Origin of the sequence: Pseudomonas sp. CFBP 8758, from assembly GCF_014841725.1 — a bacterium.
Classification (GTDB): Bacteria; Pseudomonadota; Gammaproteobacteria; order Pseudomonadales; family Pseudomonadaceae; genus Aquipseudomonas; species Aquipseudomonas baltica.
On sequence record NZ_JACYUK010000008.1, the window covers coordinates 189,223 to 210,961 of the forward strand.

At 62.6% G+C, this 21,739-nt stretch carries 21 protein-coding genes and 1 tRNA gene; 15 read left to right on the forward strand and 7 right to left on the reverse strand.

Annotation, left to right across the window (positions count from 1 at the left end; all coding sequences use genetic code 11):
* Positions 1-3: 3 nt before the first annotated feature.
* A complete protein-coding gene (locus tag IFT75_RS18480) occupies positions 4-885 on the reverse strand; it encodes a TauD/TfdA dioxygenase family protein (RefSeq protein ID WP_192056109.1) in 882 nt (293 codons plus the stop codon).
* A gap of 279 nt (positions 886-1,164) precedes the next feature.
* Between IFT75_RS18480 and IFT75_RS18485 the strand changes: the two genes are divergently transcribed.
* Positions 1,165-1,407, forward strand: coding sequence for a DUF1654 domain-containing protein (locus tag IFT75_RS18485; protein ID WP_122478175.1), 243 nt, complete (start codon positions 1,165-1,167; stop codon positions 1,405-1,407).
* A gap of 4 nt (positions 1,408-1,411) precedes the next feature.
* Positions 1,412-2,101 carry an endonuclease gene (locus IFT75_RS18490; protein WP_122478176.1) on the forward strand — a complete coding sequence of 230 codons (690 nt, stop codon included), beginning with the start codon at positions 1,412-1,414 and terminating at the stop codon, positions 2,099-2,101.
* Between the two features lie 28 nt (positions 2,102-2,129).
* Here IFT75_RS18490 and IFT75_RS18495 read toward each other — a convergent pair whose 3' ends face one another.
* Positions 2,130-2,702 (reverse strand): SPOR domain-containing protein, encoded by a 573-nt coding sequence (locus IFT75_RS18495; RefSeq protein WP_185793380.1) that lies wholly within the window; start codon positions 2,700-2,702, stop codon positions 2,130-2,132.
* Between the two features lie 145 nt (positions 2,703-2,847).
* Here IFT75_RS18495 and IFT75_RS18500 point away from each other — a divergent pair, with 145 nt between their 5' ends.
* From IFT75_RS18500 to IFT75_RS18515, 4 genes are all read left to right on the forward strand, one after another.
* On the forward strand, positions 2,848-3,144 hold the full coding sequence (locus IFT75_RS18500; protein WP_192056111.1) for a DUF6388 family protein: 297 nt from the start codon (positions 2,848-2,850) through the stop codon (positions 3,142-3,144).
* Between the two features lie 88 nt (positions 3,145-3,232).
* A complete protein-coding gene (locus tag IFT75_RS18505) occupies positions 3,233-3,406 on the forward strand; it encodes a hypothetical protein (RefSeq protein WP_192056113.1) in 174 nt (57 codons plus the stop codon).
* Between the two features lie 150 nt (positions 3,407-3,556).
* On the forward strand, positions 3,557-3,790 hold the full coding sequence (locus IFT75_RS18510) for a DUF6555 family protein (protein WP_192056115.1): 234 nt from the start codon (positions 3,557-3,559) through the stop codon (positions 3,788-3,790).
* Between the two features lie 61 nt (positions 3,791-3,851).
* Complete coding sequence (locus tag IFT75_RS18515) at positions 3,852-4,055, forward strand: hypothetical protein (RefSeq protein WP_192056117.1); 204 nt, start codon at positions 3,852-3,854, stop codon at positions 4,053-4,055.
* 62 nt (positions 4,056-4,117) lie between these two features.
* On the opposite strand, the gene IFT75_RS18520 is transcribed toward IFT75_RS18515, so the two are convergent.
* Positions 4,118-4,194: transfer RNA gene (locus tag IFT75_RS18520), tRNA-Val, on the reverse strand.
* A gap of 174 nt (positions 4,195-4,368) precedes the next feature.
* Here IFT75_RS18520 and IFT75_RS18525 point away from each other — a divergent pair.
* A complete protein-coding gene (locus IFT75_RS18525; protein ID WP_192056119.1) occupies positions 4,369-5,652 on the forward strand; it encodes an NAD(P)/FAD-dependent oxidoreductase in 1,284 nt (427 codons plus the stop codon).
* A 177-nt stretch (positions 5,653-5,829) separates the two neighbouring features.
* Here IFT75_RS18525 and IFT75_RS18530 read toward each other — a convergent pair whose 3' ends face one another.
* On the reverse strand, positions 5,830-6,501 hold the full coding sequence (locus IFT75_RS18530) for a peptidase C39 family protein (protein WP_192056121.1): 672 nt from the start codon (positions 6,499-6,501) through the stop codon (positions 5,830-5,832).
* A gap of 213 nt (positions 6,502-6,714) precedes the next feature.
* On the opposite strand from IFT75_RS18530, the gene IFT75_RS18535 reads away from it, so the two are divergent.
* Entirely contained in the window at positions 6,715-6,894 is a 180-nt protein-coding gene (locus IFT75_RS18535; protein ID WP_192056123.1) for a hypothetical protein, read from the forward strand.
* Positions 6,895-6,979: 85 nt separating this feature from the next.
* On the opposite strand, the gene IFT75_RS18540 is transcribed toward IFT75_RS18535, so the two are convergent.
* Complete coding sequence (locus IFT75_RS18540) at positions 6,980-7,735, reverse strand: TerC family protein (RefSeq protein WP_192056125.1); 756 nt, start codon at positions 7,733-7,735, stop codon at positions 6,980-6,982.
* Positions 7,736-7,916: 181 nt separating this feature from the next.
* On the opposite strand from IFT75_RS18540, the gene nhaR reads away from it, so the two are divergent.
* The 3 genes from nhaR (at position 7,917) to IFT75_RS18555 (ending at position 13,004) form a co-directional block, all read left to right on the forward strand.
* Complete coding sequence (nhaR, locus tag IFT75_RS18545; RefSeq protein WP_122478191.1) at positions 7,917-8,819, forward strand: transcriptional activator NhaR; 903 nt, start codon at positions 7,917-7,919, stop codon at positions 8,817-8,819.
* 92 nt (positions 8,820-8,911) lie between these two features.
* On the forward strand, positions 8,912-10,153 hold the full coding sequence (codA, locus tag IFT75_RS18550; protein ID WP_192056128.1) for a cytosine deaminase: 1,242 nt from the start codon (positions 8,912-8,914) through the stop codon (positions 10,151-10,153).
* A 196-nt stretch (positions 10,154-10,349) separates the two neighbouring features.
* Positions 10,350-13,004 carry a two-partner secretion domain-containing protein gene (locus IFT75_RS18555; RefSeq protein ID WP_192056130.1) on the forward strand — a complete coding sequence of 885 codons (2,655 nt, stop codon included), beginning with the start codon at positions 10,350-10,352 and terminating at the stop codon, positions 13,002-13,004.
* A 74-nt stretch (positions 13,005-13,078) separates the two neighbouring features.
* Here the strand turns inward: IFT75_RS18555 and IFT75_RS18560 are convergent, their stop codons facing one another.
* Positions 13,079-13,783 (reverse strand): GntR family transcriptional regulator, encoded by a 705-nt coding sequence (locus tag IFT75_RS18560; protein WP_192056132.1) that lies wholly within the window; start codon positions 13,781-13,783, stop codon positions 13,079-13,081.
* A gap of 153 nt (positions 13,784-13,936) precedes the next feature.
* Here IFT75_RS18560 and IFT75_RS18565 point away from each other — a divergent pair, with 153 nt between their 5' ends.
* The 3 genes from IFT75_RS18565 (at position 13,937) to hyi (ending at position 17,438) form a co-directional block, all read left to right on the forward strand.
* A complete protein-coding gene (locus tag IFT75_RS18565) occupies positions 13,937-15,148 on the forward strand; it encodes a pyridoxal-phosphate-dependent aminotransferase family protein (RefSeq protein ID WP_192056134.1) in 1,212 nt (403 codons plus the stop codon).
* A 92-nt stretch (positions 15,149-15,240) separates the two neighbouring features.
* Positions 15,241-16,527, forward strand: coding sequence for an MFS transporter (locus IFT75_RS18570; RefSeq protein ID WP_185793390.1), 1,287 nt, complete (start codon positions 15,241-15,243; stop codon positions 16,525-16,527).
* A gap of 128 nt (positions 16,528-16,655) precedes the next feature.
* A complete protein-coding gene (gene hyi / locus IFT75_RS18575; RefSeq protein WP_192056136.1) occupies positions 16,656-17,438 on the forward strand; it encodes a hydroxypyruvate isomerase in 783 nt (260 codons plus the stop codon).
* An 11-nt stretch (positions 17,439-17,449) separates the two neighbouring features.
* On the opposite strand, the gene IFT75_RS18580 is transcribed toward hyi, so the two are convergent.
* A complete protein-coding gene (locus tag IFT75_RS18580; RefSeq protein ID WP_192056138.1) occupies positions 17,450-19,126 on the reverse strand; it encodes an NAD-dependent malic enzyme in 1,677 nt (558 codons plus the stop codon).
* Between the two features lie 242 nt (positions 19,127-19,368).
* On the opposite strand from IFT75_RS18580, the gene IFT75_RS18585 reads away from it, so the two are divergent.
* A complete protein-coding gene (locus IFT75_RS18585; protein ID WP_192056140.1) occupies positions 19,369-21,723 on the forward strand; it encodes an FdhF/YdeP family oxidoreductase in 2,355 nt (784 codons plus the stop codon).
* The last annotated feature ends 16 nt before the right edge of the window (positions 21,724-21,739 follow it).

Sequence of the window (21,739 nt, forward strand, 5' to 3'; positions counted from 1 at the left end):
CTATCAAAACGGCGCATCGCCCTGGATGGTGGTGCGGTACAACTTGCGCCGCAGGTGGTCCGGGCAGCCGGCCGCGAGGTGTACCAACGAGCGGTTGTCCCAGAACACCATGTCGTGTGGCTGCCACTGATGACGGTACACATGCTCATCGCGCACGCTGTGGGCATAGAGCTGTTGCAACAGGTCGCGGCTTTCATCTTCGGGCAGGCCCACGATGTGCGTGGTGAAGCCTTCGCTGACGAACAAAGCCTTGCGCCCGTTCTCTGGATGGTTGCGAACCACCGGATGGGTCACGGTGACCACCTGGGCCAGCTGTTCGGCACTCAGGGTCGGCCGCCAGTTGGCGGCATTCTTGCCCTCGCTGTAGCGCGCGGTATAGGAATGCACGGCGTGCTTGCCCTCAACGGCCTGGCGCAGTGCTGCGGGAAGAGTGTCCCAAGCCCTGTGCATGTCGGCGAACAAGGTGTCACCGCCTTCGCTGGGTAATTCCTGCGCATGCAGCATGGAGCCCAGGCTCGGCAGTTCTTTATAGGACAGGTCCGAATGCCAGTATTTGCCGGCGTCACCCAGCCCGACCGGCTGGCCGTTCTCGACAATGTTGGAAACGATGAGGATCTCTGGGTGCCCTGCGAGCAGGAACTGCTTGAGCACATGGATTTGCAGCACACCGAAACGACGGCTGAAGTCGATCTGTTGCTCAGGGGTGATGCGCTGATCGCGAAACACCACGACATGATGGTCGAGATGGGCGCGGTGAATGCGGGTGAAGTCTTCGTCACTCAACGCCAGGCGCAGGTCCAGGCCGACGATTTCGGCACCGACATGGCCGGCCAGCGGGCGAACATCGAAGGCTTGACGTGAGGTTTCAGGAAGAACGGCGGCCATGTTGTGCTCCGACTCTGGCTATTGAGTACGAGGGGATGGCCAGACTGTAGAGCTATAAGAATAGAATTTTAAATATCGTTATCGCATAACGATATCGCTGTCGGGACTTTCCGATTGTGGAGTCGCGTCGGATGTCTCTGATCCGCTTGAAGTTTTTTTTAAACGCCCTGAAGAAAACAACAGGATTGGCTGTCAGAAACCCGCTATTGACCCTGCGCTATTGCGAAACGTCTTACAGTCAAATACTGTACGCACGTACAGCCAATAAGGAATTCTGTCGTGACCACTGCCACCCCTGCCGCGCCGAGCGCCTATGAGCGTCTTGGCGTGCGCGTCCAGAAGATCATCAATTCGCCCACCGCGCAGAAGTCTCGCGCCGCCCTCATATTCCGCCTCGAGCACGAAAGCGAGGACGATTGGGCACAAATGCTCGAGGAAATCGCCGAGAACGACAACGTCACCCTCGCCCACCGCGACGACGGTGGCGTGCAGATTTTCTGGGTCGTGCCGAAGGAAGATTGATTCGATGATGGTCCGCAGTTTTTTCATCAGCTTGATGTTGTTCAGCTTTACCGCGTATGCCGATGCCCCACGCACGTTCAGCGAAGCCAAGAAAGTCGCCTGGAAGCTGTACGCTCCGCAGTCCACCGAGTTTTACTGCGGCTGCAAGTACACCGGCAATCGGGTCAACCTTGCGGCGTGCGGCTATGTACCGCGCAAGAACGCCAACCGCGCTGCGCGCATCGAATGGGAGCATATCGTGCCGGCCTGGCAGATCGGCCACCAGCGCCAATGCTGGCAGAACGGCGGGCGCAAGAACTGCACCCGCAACGACAAGGTCTACCAGACCGCCGAAGCCGATCTGCACAACCTGGTACCGAGCATTGGCGAGGTGAATGGCGACCGCAGCAACTTCAGCTTCGGCTGGCTGCCCGAACAACGCGGGCAGTACGGTTCATGCCTGACCCAGGTCGACTTCAAGGCCAAGAAGGTCATGCCACGGCCTTCGATCCGCGGGATGATCGCGCGCACCTATATGTACATGAGCAAGCAGTACGGATTGCGCCTGTCGCGCCAGGACACCCAGCTGTACCAGGCCTGGGACAAGACCTACCCGGTGCAGGTCTGGGAGCGCCAGCGCAACCAGCAGGTGGCGTGCGTGATGGGCCACGGCAACGCCTTCGTCGGGCCGGTAGACCTCAAGGCCTGCGGCTGAAGCCAGAGAACCCTGGTGCAACCGCGCTTCAGGGCTTGTCGGCCTCGCTGAACGGCATCACCACCGATTCGATACCGCGCGAGCCCATGAGGCGAGCGCGCTCCTTGTCGGCTTCGGCCCGGCTGTCGAACGGGCCAAGGTAGACCAGGGTCTGGCCATCACGCTGGACGAAGCTGGCAACGAAGCCGTTTTCCACCAGACGCGCCGCCATGTCAGTCACCGAGCCCATGTTGCGACCCGAAACGATACGCACCTCCCAACGCTGCCCTGGCTGTTCGGCTACATCGACGGGCGCCAGCAGTTCCTCGGCGCTGCCGCACACTTCGCGCACGCGAGGGTCGTTGCCATCGTTGTCGATGACCACTTCGAACCGGTCGCCATGGGGGACGGCCGCGTAGCTGCGGTAGGGTCCGTACACGCCCTGGGCGTTCTTGCCCTTCACCTGGCCACAGTAGTTGCCTTGATCGGTGGTGCGAACATTGGTGAAGCGCGCCGTCTTGGGGTTCTCCAACAGCTGCGACACCGCCTCATGGGCTTTTTCGAACGCGGTACCGCAACCGGCCAACGTCAGCATTGCCATCACCATCATCAACTTGCGCACACGCCTACCTCCAGAATTCGAGGCGCCGATTTTATCACTATCCACCTGGCCGGCGCCCGTTCACGCGTCGACCGCCGCTGACGCCGCGGCAACGCCGTGGCATCATGCAAGCCTTACCTTTTCGAATAGCCAGCAGGGCCCCGACATGATCGCCAAAGAAGACCGCAACTCAGCCGCACTGGCGATATTCCTCGACGCCCACCCCGACTTGCGCGAGGAGATCCAGGTGCTGGACAGCCGCGAGCAGGCCGAACAGGTGCAGTGGGCTTTCGAGGACGAGGCACAGGCCCAGGGCCTGGAACCTTGGGAGCTGGCGCTGCAATTGATTGCGCAAAGCCCGGAAGAACTCAAGACCATGCGCCTCGAGGTTCACCAGGAAGTGGCCGACGCGCTCGGGCTGAGCTGGGAAGACTATTGCGAATTCAATGCCGTCGAACTGTGACATGACCGACGGTCTCAAGCTGAATCGAACCCTGCTCGCCCATCGTCTCTCGAAAGCATGACACCCACGTCAACTTGCGAGGCATGCCATGACTATCGATCTCGATCCCATCCCGCTTATCGGCCAGGCCGGGGAATCACCTCTCGACGATGAGGTGCACAGCGATGGCGCCGCGCTGAACGACGCCGATGCAGACGAGCCCGAAGCAGACCCGGACGATCTGGACATCGACGGTGCTGACGCGTCCACCGAACCCAGCTGAGCATTGGGCATAGGTCCTGTGATTCGCCAGGGTGACATCAAGCTTGCCTTGGCGACCCTTCACGCAAGCGATCAATAGTAGTTTTTTGCCATCACCACGGAACTGGCCAATGGCCTGCATGTCTGATGCCCGGTAACACGGGAGTAAACTATGACAAGCCGGTTCACGGACTACGAGATTCGCTACGTCCTCAACGGTGAGGCCAGGCGCTTTCAGCAGCGCGATAGCCACATGAGCGATGCCGATGCGTTGTACTACGCCGCGCTGCACTCGGGCATCGGGCTGGTCTATGGCGGCACCAACGCGGCAGAACACGCAGCGCAACTCAGAAGGCATGTCGAACGCCGCGGGCTGCGTGACGTACAGTGGCGACCATTGAACTGAATCTGCGCGATCGGGCGGGCGGCATTGATAGACTGCAGCAACCCGTAGCGAGGTGGCGGCGATGTTCGATCACGATCTATTGGCTTTGCATTTGATGCGCCTTCATCAGCATCAGCAGGCATACGCTGGTGCCTTGGCCGACGTGCGACGCTGCCTGCAGCGGCCCGGCGCAGGTGCGGAGGTTCACCAGGTGCTGGCTGACCTCGAACGGCGCGGTGCGGAACTGGCCACCCTTATCGAAAGGCTCGAGCACATCACCCAGTGAACGCAAAAAGGGCCCACCTTTCGGTGAGCCCTTCCAGACCGCCCAGCAGAGCGGATTTTGTTTGGTAGGCGCGATTGGACTCGAACCAACGACCCCCACCATGTCAAGGTGGTGCTCTAACCAACTGAGCTACGTGCCTGCTGTGAGGCGGCATTCTACGGATTCGGGGTTGCCTGTCAACTCCTTTCTGCGCGCTAACCCTATGAAATGCGGAATTATTTTTGGCGCGGGTGAATTCGGCATGCTGGTGAGGCAAGGGCAACTGCGTTAGCATCCGGGCACAGGCGAAATCCCATCGAGCCGAGGTTGCCGGATGTCCAGCATGCAATACCCCCCGTCCTTCTACGCCGCATCTGCCAATGCAGCGCCGTCTCGCCCTGCCCTCCAGGATGATATCGAAACGGACGTGTGCATCATTGGCGCAGGCTATACCGGGCTGTCCAGTGCGCTGTTCCTGCTCGAACGCGGTTTCAGCGTTTGCGTACTGGAGGCGGCCAAGGTCGGCTTCGGTGCTTCGGGGCGCAACGGTGGGCAGATCGTCAACAGCTACAGCCGGGATCTGGATGTGATCGAACGCAGCGTCGGTGCCGAACAGGCGCGGTTGCTCGGCGACATGGCTTTCGAGGGCGCGCGGATCATTCGCGACCGGGTCACTCGCTACGGCATCAATTGCGACTTGAAGAACGGTGGCGTATTCGCTGCGCTGACGGTCAAACAGATGAAGCACCTGGAGGGTCAACAGCGCCTGTGGGAACGTTATGGGCACACCCAGCTGGAGCTGATGGACCAGACGCGCATCCGCCAGGTCGTCGATTGCGATCAATACATGGGTGGTCTGCTGGATGTCAGTGGCGGGCATATCCACCCTCTAAACCTGGCGCTGGGCGAAGCGGCAGCGGTCGAATCGCTGGGCGGGCGCATCCATGAACAGTCCCCGGCCCTGCGTATCGAGCGTGGCGCCAATCCTGTCGTGCACACAGCTCAGGGCCGGGTGCGGGCAAAATTCGTGATCGTTGCCGGCAATGCCTACCTTGGCGAGTTGGTGCCGGAACTGGCGGCCAAGTCCATGCCCTGCGGCACTCAGGTGATCGCCACGGAGCCCTTGGGCGAGGCGCTGGCGCGCAGCCTGCTGCCGCAGGACTACTGTGTGGAAGACTGCAACTATCTGCTCGATTACTACCGCCTGACGGCCGACAAGCGCCTGATTTTCGGCGGTGGCGTGGTGTATGGCGCGCGGGATCCCGCCAATATCGAGGCGATCATCCGACCGAAGATGCTCAAGGCGTTCCCGCAGCTGGCGCAGGTAAAGATCGACTACGCCTGGACAGGCAATTTCCTGCTGACCTTGTCGAGGCTGCCGCAGATGGGCCGCCTGGGCGACAACATCTATTATTCCCAGGGTTGCAGCGGGCATGGGGTGACCTACACCCACCTGGCGGGCAAGGTGCTCGCCGAGGCGCTCAGCGGCCAGGCCGAGCGTTTCGACGCTTTCGCCGACCTGCCCCATTACCCTTTCCCTGGTGGCCGCACCTTCGGCGCGCCGCTGACCCAACTGGGCGCCTGGTATTACAGCCTGCGCGATCGCCTGGGGTTTTGATCGGAGCGCGAGCAGCCTGAAACCCTGCGGCGTCCCTGGACGCGGCTCGCGCCGCTGCTACAGGCACCGCAATCCCCTGTAGCAGCGGCGCAAGCCGCGTCGGCGGTATAGGCGCTTTACCTGATACACCTCGACAACCCCTTTCGCGGCCGATGACCGCTCCTACGGCGGAAGCGTTCAGGAGCCGAGCGCTTTGCGGGCGCGGGCTGCGGCGGGCTCCTGGCCGGCTGCGGCGGTTTCGCCAGCGGCGTCCAGCCAGCGCTGGCGGTCGACCTTGGCCGGCAACTGGTTGGGTTGCTGAACCAGAATGGCCCAGGCACCGGCACTCTTCCACGCCGAATCGAAGCTGTCGAAATCCATCGTCAGACGTCGGTTCATCCCCGAGCGCAGCAAAACGTGCCGTTTGAATCGGTCATAGCCCACCAACAAGGCATACCGCGGTTGCGACCAGAACGCCGAGCCCTCGCTGTAGCGCAGCAACACCGGGTTACCCGCCGCCACCTGAGTCAGCAACGCATTGAGCTGCGGATCGAGCGCATACACCAGCAAGCCATACTCGCGGGCTACCTGCGTGATGTTCTGCTGCAGGCGATCGGTTTCACCGGGCAGTTTCAGCGCCGGATCCAGCAACCCAGGTGTAATGGTAATGCCTTGCTGCGAGAGCATGCTGGCCAGCACCATCGAGCCGCTTTGATTGGCGTTGCCCCGATAGAACGGTACGCCGTTGAGCTCCACTCGGTCCGCCAGGCCAGGCAGTGCCGGGCCGTTGTTGCTTGCGCAACCGGCCAAGCCTGCTACCAGGCTGCACATCAGCAGTAGACCGGCCACGACGTTAGATCTGGGCTGCATCGTATTCCCTTGCTCCGTGGCGACACACACTGTGACGCCGGAACGGCCATCATAGATTTCCCGCAGCCAGCGGTATAGCGGCTGAACAATGGACGGCTGCACAGGCCCGGCCGATGCACGCAAATGACCTTTCGTCAATAGGTTGAAACGCCCGCAAACCCTCAAGGTCATCTATTACGTGACCTAGAAGACGCGAAAGCAATGGAGGTAGTGATGAGCCTTGCAATGATAATCTTCAGCCTGATTGCCGGCTGGATGGCCGTAGCGGCCGCCATGCTCTGGGGGGTGCTGCGAATCGCTCGCCGCCACCAGCACGCGCATCCGCAGCCTCGAGCAGCCAAGCGCTCTGCGCCGGCCGCACCCCGTCGCACCGGGACGCCTCAGCACGTCTGACCCGTCCGTCCGGAACGTCAAGCCAGCGAAAAATCCAAGGCGAACAAAAGGGGGCATCCATGCCCCCTCGCTTTGTCTGCCGCCTTTACGCTTCGCGATTGGCCGCCAGCTTGCGCTGCTTGGACCTTCGCGACCACATGTTCAAGCCCTCGATCGTCGCCGAGAAAGCCATCGCTGCGTAGATATAGCCTTTGGGCACGTGTGCACCGAAGCCTTCGGCGATCAGCGTCATGCCGATCATGATCAAGAAGCCCAGGGCCAGCATGACCACCGTAGGGTTGTCGTTGATGAACTTGGCCAGAGGCTCTGCGGCCACCAGCATCACGATGACGGCGCTGACCACGGCGATGATCATGATCGGCAAGTGCTCGGTCATGCCCACGGCGGTGATGATGCTGTCGATGGAGAACACCAGGTCCAGCACCAGGATCTGACCGATCGCCGAGGCGAAGCTCATGCTTACCTTGTCGCCGATCTTCGCCTCTTCCTGATCGACCGGATCCACGGTGTGGTGGATCTCCTTGGTCGCTTTCCACAGCAGGAACAAGCCACCGGCGATCAGGATGACGTCCTTCCACGAGAACCAGTGATCCAGCACGGAGAAAACCGGCTCGGTCAGTTGCACGATGTACGCCACGGTACTCAGCAGGCCCAGACGCAGGATCAGCGCCATGCTGATACCGATACGGCGTGCCTTGGCCTGAATTTCCCTGGGCAGCTTGTTGGTCAGAATCGAGATGAATATCAGGTTGTCGATGCCCAGCACGACTTCCATGATCACCAAAGTCACCAATGCCACCCAGGCGGTGGGGCTTGAAGCCAGTTCCAGTAGGTATTCCATGTATCGTTCCTGCCCTTATCACGGTTCGCTGAATGTCTGGAGAGGCTCGGCTGGTGCCGCGCACGCTAGCAAGCCCCAACTACTGGCTCTTTGCTAGCGAGGCATTCTAGAGACACGGACACCTCTGGAAAATTCGTATTTTTACCAGTTACACTTCGGTTTTTACGAAGTGTAGGTCGCCGTGCTCAATTATCGTCAGCTTCACTATTTCTGGGTCGTTGCGCGCACCGGGAGCATCGTGCGTGCCAGTGAGCAACTCAACCTCACCGCACAAACCATTAGCGGTCAGATCAGCCTGCTTGAAGAAACGTTCTGTGTGAAATTGTTTCGGCGTGTTGGCAGGCATCTTGAGCTCACCGAGGCGGGTCGCCAGGCCCTGCCCTACGCCGAACGCATGTTCCAGATTGGCGGAGAACTGGAGGCGGTGCTGCGGACCCAACCCGATGAGGAACAGATTCCTTTTCGGGTAGGCGTGGCCGACGTGGTGCCCAAGTCGATCGTCTATCGGCTGATTGCACCGACCATGGAACTGAGCGAACCCCTGCGCATCACCTGCCGGGAAGACAAGCTGGAGCGGCTGCTGGCCGATCTGGCGATCCAGCGTCTGGACATGGTCATCTCCGACAGTCCGATGCCATCACACCTGGACATCAAGGGCTACAGCCAGAAGCTGGGCGAATGCGGCATCAGCTTCTTCGCTACCGAGCAGCTGGCCGCACGCCATGGCGGCGATTTTCCGCAGTGCCTGCACGGTGCACCGCTGCTGATTCCCGGCCAGGAGAGCGTGCTGCGCAGCCGGCTGATGCGCTGGTTCGGCGATCAAGGGCTGCTGCCGCGGGTGGTCGGCGAGTTCGACGACAGTGCACTGATGCAGGCCTTCGGACAGTCGGGCAGCGGCATCTTCATCGCGCCCAGTGTGATTGCCGATGAAATCATGACCCAGTACCAAGTGCGGCTGATCGGGCAGACCGAAGCCGTCACCGAGTCTTTCTACGTGATTTCGGTAGAGCGCAAGGTCAAGCACCCTGGCATCGTGGCCATCACCGAAGGTGCACGCCGCGAGCTGTTCACCGCGCCGGCCTGACCCGCGGCCGCACATTGCCCCGAGGTTTTTCCGGGGGCTTGCGGACAACTATGGCAACATTGGTCATCGGCTTTTACACAAAGGGTGCCCCCATGAAGATCATCAACGCCAGGTTGCGCAAGACCGAAGGCCTGCACACCGTCACCTGCAGCGGTGCCCGCATAGCGGCGGTCCAGGCACAAATCGACAGGGTCCAGGCTCATGGGGATGACATCGACGCACAGGGGCAATTGTTGATAGCGCCGCTGGTCGAGCCGCACATTCACCTGGATGCCACCCTCACGGCCGGTGATCCGCAATGGAACATGAGCGGCACCCTGTTCGAAGGCATCGAACGCTGGGGCCAACGCAAGGCGAGCATCACCCACGAAGACACCAAGCAGCGCGCTCTGACCACCATCGGCATGCTCGCCGAACACGGCATCCAGCACGTACGCACGCACATCGATGTAACCGACCCGACCCTGGGCGCGCTCAAGGCCATGCTCGAAGTGCGCGAAGAAGCGCGCCACCTGATCGATCTGCAGATCGTGGCGTTTCCCCAGGAAGGTATCGAGTCCTACCCCGATGGCCGCCAGCTGATGGAGCGCGCAGTTGCCATGGGCGCCGACGTAGTGGGCGGAATTCCGCACTTCGAGAATACTCGAGAGCAGGGTGTCAGCTCGATCAGCTTCCTCATGGACCTGGCCGAGCGCACCGGTTGCCTGGTGGACGTGCATTGCGACGAGACCGATGATCCGCATTCACGGTTTCTCGAAGTACTCGCCGAACAAGCTCGCGTGCGTGGCATGGGCAGCCGGGTCACGGCCAGCCACACCACGGCGATGGGCTCGTACGACAACGCCTATTGCTCGAAACTGTTCCGCCTGCTCAAACAGTCGGGGATCAGCTTCGTGTCCTGCCCGACCGAAAGCATTCACCTGCAGGGGCGTTTCGATACCTTTCCCAAGCGCCGCGGCGTGACCCGCGTAGCCGAGCTGGATCGGGCGGGCATGAATGTCTGCTTCGGCCAGGACTCCATCAAGGACCCGTGGTACCCGCTGGGCAACGGCAATATCCTGCGGGTCCTGGATGCGGGCCTGCACATCTGTCACATGATGGGCTTCGAAGACCTGCAGCGCTCGCTCGACCTGGTCACCGACAACAGCGCCCGCGCGCTGAACCTGGGCGAACGCTATGGCATCGCCGTGGGCCGCCCGGCCAACATGGTGATCCTGGGCGCCGAGAGCGACTATGAAGCGGTGCGCCAACAGGCCAAGGCGCGGGTGTCGATTCGCGGCGGCCGGGTATTGATGAATCGGGTACCGGAGCGGGTGGAGTTCAATCTCGGCTGACGGGCTGGACCCTGCTCGGTGCCGGTCCCGAGCCAACTGGCACCGTCGGCCGCTGACGTTGTATCTGACAGACACGTCCTACAGCACAAGGATCCTTCCTGCACTCATTACCGGACCCCCTCCTCTCTAGAGTGGCCGACGGCGGATTCTTCCCGCCGCTTGCCCATGTTTCCCAGCCCCCGAGAGGAGCATCCACGTGCAACCAGCAGCCTGCAGCACCCCTTCCTTGACCCGACACACGCTCGGCATGGCCATCTCCATGGCCCTGCTGACGGCCCTCGAACCTGCCATGGCCACCGGATTGGTGGCAATCGATGGCCCGATGGGCACCGCCTTGGTCGACAGCCAAACGCCCGCACCGGTGATTGCCATCGTTGCACCCAATGCCCAGGGTCTTTCCCACAACCGTTGGCAGGACTACAACGTTGGCGCCGCCGGTGTGGTATTGAACAACAGCCTGGCCGCAGGACAAGCCAGTGTTGGCGGGCTCGATATCACGGTTGCAGCCAACCCGCAGTTGGTCGATGTCGCCGCTCGCACCATTCTCAACGAAGTGGTGGGCACGCGTGGCTCCCGTATCGACGGCGAGCAAGTCATCTTCGGCCAGGCCGCCGACTACGTGTTGAGCAACCCCAATGGCATCGAGCTCAATGGCGCCCACCTGGCCTTGGGTCAACACGACACGGCGACTTACGTGGTGGGCACAGCGGTGCTGGCAGACGGCGCGATCGCGCGCTATGACACGCGTGATTCGCAGCAGCGCCTGGTGGTCGGCCAAGCTGGCGTGAACGTTGGCGCCGGCTCCGTACAATTGATCGCACCCAGCGTGATGGTCAGCGGCGACATGACGGCGGGTGGCGATTTGAGCTTGCTGATGGGTCGCCAGCAGGTCGATGCGCGAACGCTGGCCAGCACCGACACTGCACCGACGCAGACGGCGGTCGACGCCAACCTGCTGGGCGCCATGCACGCCCGGCGCATCAAGGTCATCAGCACCCAGGCCGGTGCCGGCGTGAACATGGGCATCACTGGCATGCACGCCGCCCAAGGTATCCAGATCGCGTCGGCCGGGGCGCTGGCGATCAGTTCCACCGCCCGCCAGAACGGCGAGCCCGCCCAGGCCACGCTCGACGCGGGTGACGAGGACGTGAGCCTCTCAGCCGCAAGTGACTTGACGCTGACGTCGCTGGCAGTCACGGGTCGACACATCGACGCGCGTTCAGGTGCGCGCCTGAAACTGGACGCCCTCGCTCACCAGACCGAAACACAGCGACCGGCGCATGCCGAGGATCACTGGTTCACCTTGGCGCAGGGGGAATCCGACGCTCACGTCACCGAACGCACGCTGCGCCATGTGGGCAATAGCCTGATCGCTCAGGGGCGGGTGCGCCTGGACGGGGTCAACGGCATCGAAATCGCGGCCAGCCGTATCGCTGGACCGGAGCACGTCGGGATCTACACGGTGCGCGGAGGCGTCGAGGTCGGGGCGAAGCTGGACACACACGCGCGCAGCGTTCGGCTCGCTTCGTCCGATAGCCCTGAAGACAACGCCTCTACCTACGTCGAGCGAGCCAACGCCAGCCATATCAGCGGCGGCTCGGTCACACTCCCCAGCGCCAGGCTGGTGGGTGCAAGAATCGATGCGAGCCATTCGCTGCACATCGGCGGGTCGGGGGCCACGCACATCGCTGGACTGGAGCTGCGCAGCGCGTCGAGCCAAGGTGCCGATGTACGGCGCGTGACCTTGACCGAGACCCGCGCCCATGAGGCCGCGCGCACCCATGCGTATCAGTTGCCAACGCAGCTGAATGCCCTCGACGGCGAGCTGTCGATCCGGGGCACGGACATCTCCATCAGCGGCAGCAGGCTGTCGGCAGCAAGTGTGGGTCTGCACAGCCAGGGCAACATCGCCATCGAGGGTTCCGGCGCGCGCATGCATCTCGAAGGTGCGCGTCCGAGCGCCGCACAGGCAGCGCGCGGCTTCGATCGCACGTCTACAGCTATCAGCCCCAGCGTGCTGGCAGCCAGCGGCACAGTCGCACTGCGCGCGCGTCGGTCGACCTTTAGAGACGGTGACATTTCCATCGCGGGCTCCCACCTGTTGGCAGGCACTGCCCTGACCCTCGACGCCCAGGACAACGTCTGGATAAGCGGCATCGGCGAAACGGAAGGCTTCACCCTCAGCGGGTCGCATTGGAGCCCAATGGCCAGTGAATCGCAACGCCCCTGGAACCGTACGGGCTTCAAGGAATCCCAGGCGCGCAGCACGCTGGCCGGTGGCACCGTGCAGGTCACTGCGGGCACGATGCTCGACGTGGCTGGCTCGGAGCTGGACAGCAAGGGCGACATCAAGCTGCAGGCCAGCGATATCCAGCTTACCGCCAGCCTGGAGCCTGCGGGACCGCGCAACCGGGCGATATGGTTGGACAACGATCTGCCTGAGTATCATTTCGTGTCAACCAACGGTAATGCTCGTACGCACGTGACGGACCGCGTGCATAACGGCCTCGCCATGAAAGCGGGCGGCAATATAGACATCGCGGCGGTGCGATTGGCCACCCATGCCGCTTCGGTCAACGCAGCGGGTCGCTTGACGATTGCCGGCAGCCTGGCATCGTTCAAAGACACGCCGGTGTTGGACAGCGATGCGATACGCAGCCATTACCATGGCTACATTCCGCCGCGACGGTCGAGCTGGCAAGCCCCGACGGGTTTGCCACTGTCAGCCCTGGACGTGCAAGCGGCCAGTAAAAACGGCACGACCCGCGAGTCGGCGTTCGTGGCCGGCACGGTCGATGCCGATACCACCCAGCGCATCAGCGATCTGAACATCCCGCTGAGCTTGCGCTGACCCAAGCAGGCGAATCCAGAACCCGACCCTGTATCCGTGTGAACGGTCAGTGACTGCGAAGCGTGCATCGCAGATCAGGGCCGGGTGGTTTGTACCAGCAGCATGATGGCGTCGCGCTTTTCCAGCAAATGCTGGCGCAGGATCGCGCTCAGGCGCTTGCCGTCGCGGGCCTGAAGGGCTTCGATCATCTGTTCATGGTCGTGCAGGGCGCGATCCCACTTGGGTGCCTGCTGGTTGGACAGGAACCGCAGCGCCTGCAGGCGGCGGTTCACCGTGAGGTACATCTGGCGCAGCGCCGAGTTGCGTGACGCCAGGTTGATCAGGTCGTGGATGGCGCGGTTGCGCTGGTAGTAACCCACCAGGTCATGCTGGCTCTTGCTCACCACCATGGCATTGTGCAAAGCCTTGATCTGCTCCAGCTCCGCTTCGGTGATGCGCTCGCACGCCAGCTCTCCGGCAAAGGCTTCCAGGCCACTCATCAGCTCGAATGCCTCGCGAATTTCCAGTTCGCTCATGCGCGCGACGCTGGCTCCGCGGTTCGGATTGATTTCGATCAGGCCTTCCCCGGCCAGCACCTTCAGCGCCTCGCGCAGAGGCGTGCGTGAAATACCCAACGTCTCACACAACTCGCGCTCGTTCAGCTTGGTACCGGGCAGCAGCACCCCCTCGGTGATGAACCCACGCAAATGCTCTACCACGGTGTCGTGCAGACGCTGCCGTTCGAGACGTGGCAATTGCAGCGCGGGCGTGGCCGGGGCGGCCATTGACGAAGACTGCATGCAAACTCCTTGTAGCGATGGGTTAACGCGAGCTTTTCTTATTCTAAAAAGCGCAAATCTAGGCGGATATTAGCGCAATTAAGTGGTTTGACACAGCGCCCCCAACTGCTAATGTAATTTTGCATTCAAAATACAACAACAAAGGGTTGACCCATGCTCAAGCTCGACTTCCATCCTGCCGGCCGCCATTTTCTGCAGATCCCGGGCCCCAGCCCAGTACCCGATCGTATTCTGCGCGCCATGAGCTACCCGACCATCGATCACCGCGGCCCCGAGTTCGGTGAACTGGGCCTCAAGGTGCTCGAAGGCATTCAGCAGATCTTCAAGACCCGCCACCCGGTGATCATCTACCCCGCTTCAGGCACCGGTGCATGGGAAGCGGCACTGTGCAACACGTTGAGCGCAGGCGACGAGGTGCTGATGTTCGAAACAGGCCATTTCGCCAGCCTGTGGCAGAAGATGGCCATCAGCCTGGGGCTCAAGCCCGAATTCATCGGCCTGCCAGGCATCGAAGGCTGGCGCGGCGGCGTGCGTGCAGACATGATCCAGGCGCGCCTGGAACAGGACAGCGAGCACCGGATCAAGGCGGTGTGCGTGGTGCACAACGAAACCAGCACCGGAGTGACTTCCGACATTCCTGCCGTACGACGGGCCATCGATGCCGCCGGGCACCCTGCCCTGTTGCTGGTGGACACCATCTCCGGGCTCGCCTCGGCTGATTATCGCCATGACGAATGGGGCGTGGACGTGACCATCTCCGGCTCGCAGAAAGGCCTCATGCTGCCTCCCGGCATCAGCTTCAACGCGCTGTCGCCCAAGGCCATCGAAGCCAGCCAGCGCGGTGGCCTGCCGCGCAGCTTCTGGGCCTGGGATGACATCATCGAGATGAACAAGACCGGCTACTGGCCCTACACGCCCAATACCAACCTGCTCTATGGGCTTTCCGAGGCACTGGACATGATTCTCGGCGAAGGCCTGGACAACGTCTTCGCCCGCCACCAACGCCTGGCCCAGGCCTGCCGTACCGCCGTGCAGGCCTGGGGCCTGCCCATCCAGTGCGCCGATCCCAGTGTGTACAGCCCGGTACTCACGGGTGTGATGACGCCCGAAGGCGTCGACGCCGACCAGGTGCGCAAGACCATCTACGAGCGCTTCGACATGTCGCTGGGCACCGGCCTGGGCAAGCTCAAGGGGCGCATGTTCCGCATCGGCCACTTGGGCGACTGCAACGACCTGACCTTGATGGCCACCCTGAGTGGTTGCGAAATGGGCTTGAAGATGGCCGGGGTCAAACTGGACGCCAGCGGCGTGCTGGCCGCCATGGATTACCTGGGCGGGCAGCACGTGCCCCTGCGCCGCGAGTGAACCACCGGCGCTGCCCCTGGCTGCGCCCGATGCGACTGACTATCCCGAATCAACGCCTGCGGGCGTAAACAATAAGAAACTGGAGATAGAACATGAAGCGGTTATATCTGCGCCCCACTACCATGGTGCTGGTCATGCTGTGCGCCATGTATTTCATCACGTACCTGGACCGGGTCAACGTCAGTACCGCTGCGGTCGGTTTTGGCAAGGAATTCAACCTCACCAAGACCGAGATCGGCATCGTCTTCTCGGCCTTCGCCTACCCCTACCTGGTGTTCCAGATCATCGGCGGCTGGGTCAGCGACCGTTTCGGCGCCAAGCGCACCCTGGTGGTGTGCGGGCTGATCTGGGCCAGCGCCACGGTGCTCACCGGCATGGCCGGCGGCTTCGTTTCCCTGATCGTGGCGCGGGTGTTGCTGGGGTTGGGTGAAGGCGCCACCTTCCCCGCTGCCACTGCGGCCATGTCGCGCTGGGTCGGCAAGGAGAACCGCGGCTTCGCCCAAGGCATCACCCACGCCTTCGCCCGCCTGGGCAACGCGCTGGCGCCGGCTGCGATGGTCGCGGTAATGGCAGCCTACGGCTGGCGCGAGTCGTTCTATGTCTGCGCCGGTATCAGTTTCGTCTGGGTCGCGCTGTGGGCGCTGGTGTTCACCGAACAACCCAAGGATCACCCGCGCATCACCCAGCAGGAGCTGGACGCCCTGCCTGCGCCCAAGCCCAAGAACACCATCAAGCTGCCTTGGGGACGACTGTTCCGGCGCATGGCCCCGGTCACCATCGTCTACTTCTGCTATGGCTGGACTCTGTGGCTGCTGCTGAGCTGGGTCCCCATGTACTTCATGAACATGGGCCTGGACCTGAAAGGCACCGCTATATTCGCCTCGACCGTGTTCTTCGGCGGCGTGGTCGGCGACACCCTGGGCGGCATCGTCAGCGACCGCATCTACAAACGCACCGGCAACCTCAACCGGGCGCGCAGCCTGATGGTTGCGATCTGTCTGTCGTTGACCCTGGTAGCCTTGCTGCCACTGATGTTCACCCACGACATGTACGTCTCGCTGGCCTGCCTGGCCATCGCGTTCTTCTTCTCGGAGATGACCATCGGGCCGATGTGGGCGATTCCCATGGACATCGCCCCGGACCATTGCGGTACCGCCAGTGGCATGATGAACACCGGATCGGCCATGGCCGCGATCATCAGCCCGGTGGCCGCCGGACTGCTGATCGACAAGTTCGGCAACTGGCAGCTGCCGTTCATGGTCAGCATCGTGCTGCTGGCTATTGGCGTGGTGCTGTCGTTCCGCATGCGCCCACAGAACCGCTTCGTCTACGAGCTTCCCGCAGCCGCCACGCCGGTGGCTGTCGCGGTGCCCAAGTGACTGTTGGCGCATTGACATCAGGCGCGAAACAATCCTGAGCAAGGAGTACGATAACCTGGACCGGTGAGGCGGCGGGCCGGCCTGTGTCACGCGCCCGTCGCCACGCCTCCTGCCTGGAGAAGCCTGCCATGCCTCGTTTGTGTGCCAACCTTTCGATGCTGTTCACCGAACATCAATTCCTGCAACGCTTCGCCCACGCCGCCAAGGCCGGGTTCAGGGGTGTGGAATTCCTCTTTCCCTACGACTTCGACAGCGCCGAGATCAAGGCGCGACTGCAGCAGCACGGCCTGACCCAAGTGTTGTTCAACCTGCCACCCGGCGATTGGGATAGCGGTGAGCGCGGGATCGCCTGCCTGCCGGACCGGCGCGAGGAGTTTCGCGCCGGCGTGGCCACGGCCATCGAGTATGCCAAGGTGCTGGGCAATACCCGGATCAACTGCCTGGCCGGTATCACCCCGCCCGGCGACGACCCGCAACTGGCGCAACGGACCCTCGTCGACAATCTGCGCTACGCCAGCGAAGCGCTGGCGAGTCATGGCATTCGCCTGGTGATGGAGATGATCAACACCCGCGACATGCCCGGCTTCTACCTGAACGGCACACAGCAAGCATTGGCGATTCGCGAACAGGTGGGCCACGACAATCTGTTTCTGCAGTACGACATCTATCATATGCAGGTAATGGAGGGAGATCTGGCGCGCACGCTGCAGGCACACCTGCATGCTATCGGCCATGTGCAACTGGCGGACAACCCCGGCCGCCATGAACCCGGCACCGGGGAAATCAATTTCGGTTTTCTTTTCCAGCATCTGGACCGGATCGGCTACCAGGGGTGGGTGGGTTGCGAATACAAACCGTTGAATGGAACCGAGGCCGGGCTGGGCTGGATGAAGAGCCACAACCTGGCCTGAGCTCCGGCCCGTTACAGAGGCTGACGTTCGTAGGTGCGGTATTCCGGTTTCCAGAAATGCACGTCGATTGCCTCGCGCAACGCGGCCTCATCCATCGGCGCGGCCACACCGTCCTTCTGTGCCGCCAGGCCTACCGCCAGGGCGATGCGTTTGCTGACCGCCTGCACGTCACGCAAGGGCGGCAACATCTGTCCCGCTGCCGCGCTGTCGGCCAGCGCTTGTGCCGAAGCCATGAGCATGCCGTCGGTAACGCGCGTGGCCCGGCTGGCAATGGCACCCAGTCCCACACCGGGGAAGATGTAGGAGTTGTTGCACTGCGCGATGGGGAAAGTACGGCCCAACACTTCGATCGGCAGGAATGGACTGCCGGTGGCCACCAGCGCGTTGCCTTCGGTCCACTGCAGGATGTCCTTGGGGTGGGCTTCGATCTGCGAGGTGGGGTTGGACAACGGCATGACGATCGGCGCCGGGCAATGCTGGTACAGGGTTTTCACCACTTCCTCGGTGAACAGACCGGCTTTGCCGGAAACGCCGATCAGCACGCTTGGCCTGGCGTTGGCCACGACTTCCAATAGGGTCGGCCACTGCCCGGCGAACGACCAGGAGGCCAGCGTCTGGCTGTCGTGGGCCAGGCGTTGCTGGAAATCGTACAGGTCGGGCTGGCGGTCGGTCAGCAGGCCCTTGCTGTTGAGCAGATAGACACGGCTGCGCGCCTCCTTGTCGCTCAACCCTTCCAGTTGCATGGCAGTGATGATCTGCTCGGCGATGCCGCACCCGGCGGAACCGGCGCCGACGAATGCCACGGTCTGCTCGGAAAGCTTCTGGCCCTTGACCTTGCACGCGGCCAGCAAAGTGCCCACGGTGACGGCGGCGGTACCCTGGATATCGTCGTTGAAGCAGCATAGCTGGTCGCGGAAGCGTTCGAGCAGTGGCATGGCATTGCTCAGGGCGAAATCCTCGAACTGCAGGATCGCCTCCGGCCAGCGCCGCTGCACGCCCTCGACGAACGCCTGCACGAAGGCTTCGTAGCGTTCACCGCGCACGCGCTCTTCGCGGCGCCCGAAATACAGCGGGTCGGCGAGTCGCTCGGGGTTGTTGGTGCCCACGTCGAGCACCACCGGCAGGGTGTAGGCTGGGCTGATGCCACCGCACGCGGTGTACAGCGACAGCTTGCCGATGGGGATGCCCATGCCGCCCACGCCCTGGTCGCCCAGGCCGAGGATTCGCTCGCAGTCACTGACGACGATGACCTTGACGTTGTCCTTGGTCACGTTGTTGAGGATTTCGTCCATGCGCTCGACATCGTCGATGCTGATGAACAAGCCGCGATGGCTGCGGTAGATGCGCGAGAATTCCTGGCAGGCCTTGCCGACCGTGGGGGTATAGATGATCGGCAGCATCTCGTCGATGTGGTCGTCGACCAGGCGGTAGAACAGGGTTTCGTTGGAGTCCTGGATCGAGCGCAGCAGCACGTGGCGCTCGAGGTCGGTCGAGCATGCCTGGAACTGGTGATAGGCCCGCGCGCATTGCTGGTCGATGGTCTCGATCTGCTGGGGCAGCAAGCCTTGCAAATGCAAGGTGTCGCGCTCTTGCGCGGTGAAAGCGGTGCCCTTGTTCAGCAACGGCGTGGCAAGCAGTGCCGGGCCGGTGAACGGGACCTTGATCGGGCGTTTGGCGGAGCTGGTCATGCTGTCTCTCCCTTGCTTTTTGTATTTTGCATTCAAAATAGACGCCTTTGCCAAAGGGTGCCATCGGTTTTAGCGCAATCGCCGCTGTGGCGCCAGCGCTGACCGAGGGGCCGTGCCGGATGAAGTGCGCGAGAACAGCCTGCAGGCAGCGCCGCGTAAAGCTCTTCGAACCTTTGCCGATTACGGGCCGTCGTAAATGCAGGCCTCATGCACCGAGGCATCCGCATCCGAGGATCCAGACCATGCAGATCATTCACCCCAAAGCGCGCTATCAACCCTACACCTCTTCTTCCGGAGGCTGGGGATCGGCGTTTTCGGTGATGAATATCCTTTGGCGCCAGCAAGCCCTGGGCAAGGGCCCTGCCGCGCTGTTGCGGCAAAACAAGCCCGACGGGTTCGCCTGCGTCAGCTGTGCCTGGGCAAAGCCAGGCAATCCTCACGCCCTGGAATTCTGCGAGAACGGCGCCAAAGCGACCGCCTGGGAGCTGACCGCGCTGCGCACCGGTCCCGAGCTGTTTGCCAAGCATAGCCTCAGCGAGCTGCGCACCTGGAGCGACTACGAGCTCGAGCGCAACGGGCGCCTGACTCATCCGATGCGCTACGACGCGCCCAGTGATCGTTATGTGACCACCACGTGGGAGGAAGCCTACCAGGGCATCGGCCAGCAACTGCGCGGGCTGGAACCGGACAGTGTGGTGTTCTACGCCTCGGGACGTGCCTCGCTGGAAACTTCGTTCATGTACCAATTGCTGGCTCGCGCCTATGGCACCAACAACCTGCCGGACAGCTCGAACATGTGCCACGAAAGCACGTCGGTGGGCCTGCAGGAAAGCATCGGGGTGCCCGTGGGTACGGTGAACCTGAAGGATTTCGAGCTGACCGACTGCATCTTTTTCTTCGGTCAGAACGTGGGCAGCAACAGCCCGCGCATGCTTCATCCACTGCAGGAGGCGCGCAAGCGCCAGGTGCCGATCATCAGCTTCAACCCGCTGCGCGAGCGCGGTCTGGAACGTTTCGTCAATCCGCAATCGCCGGTGGAAATGCTGGGCCCGGACTCCACGGTGATCAGTACGCAATACCACCAGGTAGCTATCGGTGGTGACACGGCAGCGGTAATGGGCATCGCCAAGGCCCTTCTGGCGATGGACCGCGCAGCGCATGCCGACGGCCGGCCGGCGGTGATCGACCATGATTTCATCGCCGAGCACACCGAGGGCGTCGATGAATTCCTGGCCCAGGTAGACCAGCACGAATGGGCCGCGCTGGAACAGCGCAGCGGCCTGGATCGCGCGGCTCTGGAGGCCGCTGCCACCGTGTATGCCCGCAGCAACCGGGTGATGATCATCTATGGCATGGGGCTGACCCAGCATCGCCATGGCGTGCAGAACGTGCAGATGCTGGTCAACCTGCTGCTGTTGCGCGGCAACATCGGCAAGCCGGGCGCTGGCATCTGCCCCGTGCGCGGGCACTCCAACGTGCAGGGGCAACGCACGGTGGGCATCACCGAGGATCCGGCCAAGGTGCCGGTGGACAAGATCGAAGCATTGTTCGGCATTCAGGTGCCGAAGAAGATGGGCATGGCCACGGTGGATGCCTGCGAGGGCATCGTGGCCGGCAAGGTGAAGGGCTTCATCGGCCTGGGCGGCAATTTCCTGCGCGCAGTGCCGGACACCGATCGGATGGAGCCGGCATGGTCGGGCCTGGCCCTCAATGTGCAGATCGCAACCAAGCTTAATCGCACCCACCTGTTCCCCGGCCAGCACGGCTGGCTGCTGCCGTGCCTGGGACGCATCGAGCGCGATGTGCAGGACGGCCGCCGCCAGGTGTACACCACCGAAGACAGCACCGGCTGCATCCGCGCCTGGGAAGGTCGCGCCGAGCCTGCCAGCGAGCACTTGCGCGCGGAGTTGGCGATCATCGCCGGCCTGGCCCAGGCGACGCTGAGCGGCAACGAGCAGATTCCGTGGGAGCTGTGGCGCCAGGATTATGCCCGCGTGCGGGAGGCCATCGCCCAGACCTATCCGGAGATCTTCCATGACATGGAGACGCGAATGTGGGAGCCCGGTGGTTTCCATCGGCCGCTGGGCGCTTGCGAGCGCCACTGGACCACACCCACGGGCAAGGCGCAGTTCGTCACCGCCAAGACGCTTGACGAGGACGACGACGTCTCGCAGAACGCCGGACAGCGCGATGTGCTGCAACTGATGACGCTGCGCAGCAACGATCAGTTCAACACCACGGTGTATGGCTACGAGGACCGTTTTCGCGGGGTCAAGGGCACGCGCAGCGTGATCTTCCTGAACCACAACGACATCGTCCGGCTGGGTTTCAATCCGGGCGACTGGGTCACGATTCGTACCGCCATCGAGCCGCAGGTGCGCCGCGAGGTGGGGCCGATGCAGATCATCGCCTACGATATCCCGATCAATTGCGCGGGCGCCTACTACCCCGAGTGCAATGCATTGGTGCCCTTGTGGCATTACGCGAGCAAGAGCAAGGTGCCCGCCGCCAAGTCGATCCCGGTCACCCTGCACAAGGCCCAGGCCCGCGCCGAAGACATGGCCCACGCCGTTCCACTGGCCGACCAGGTGATCTAGCACCCTGTAGGAGCGG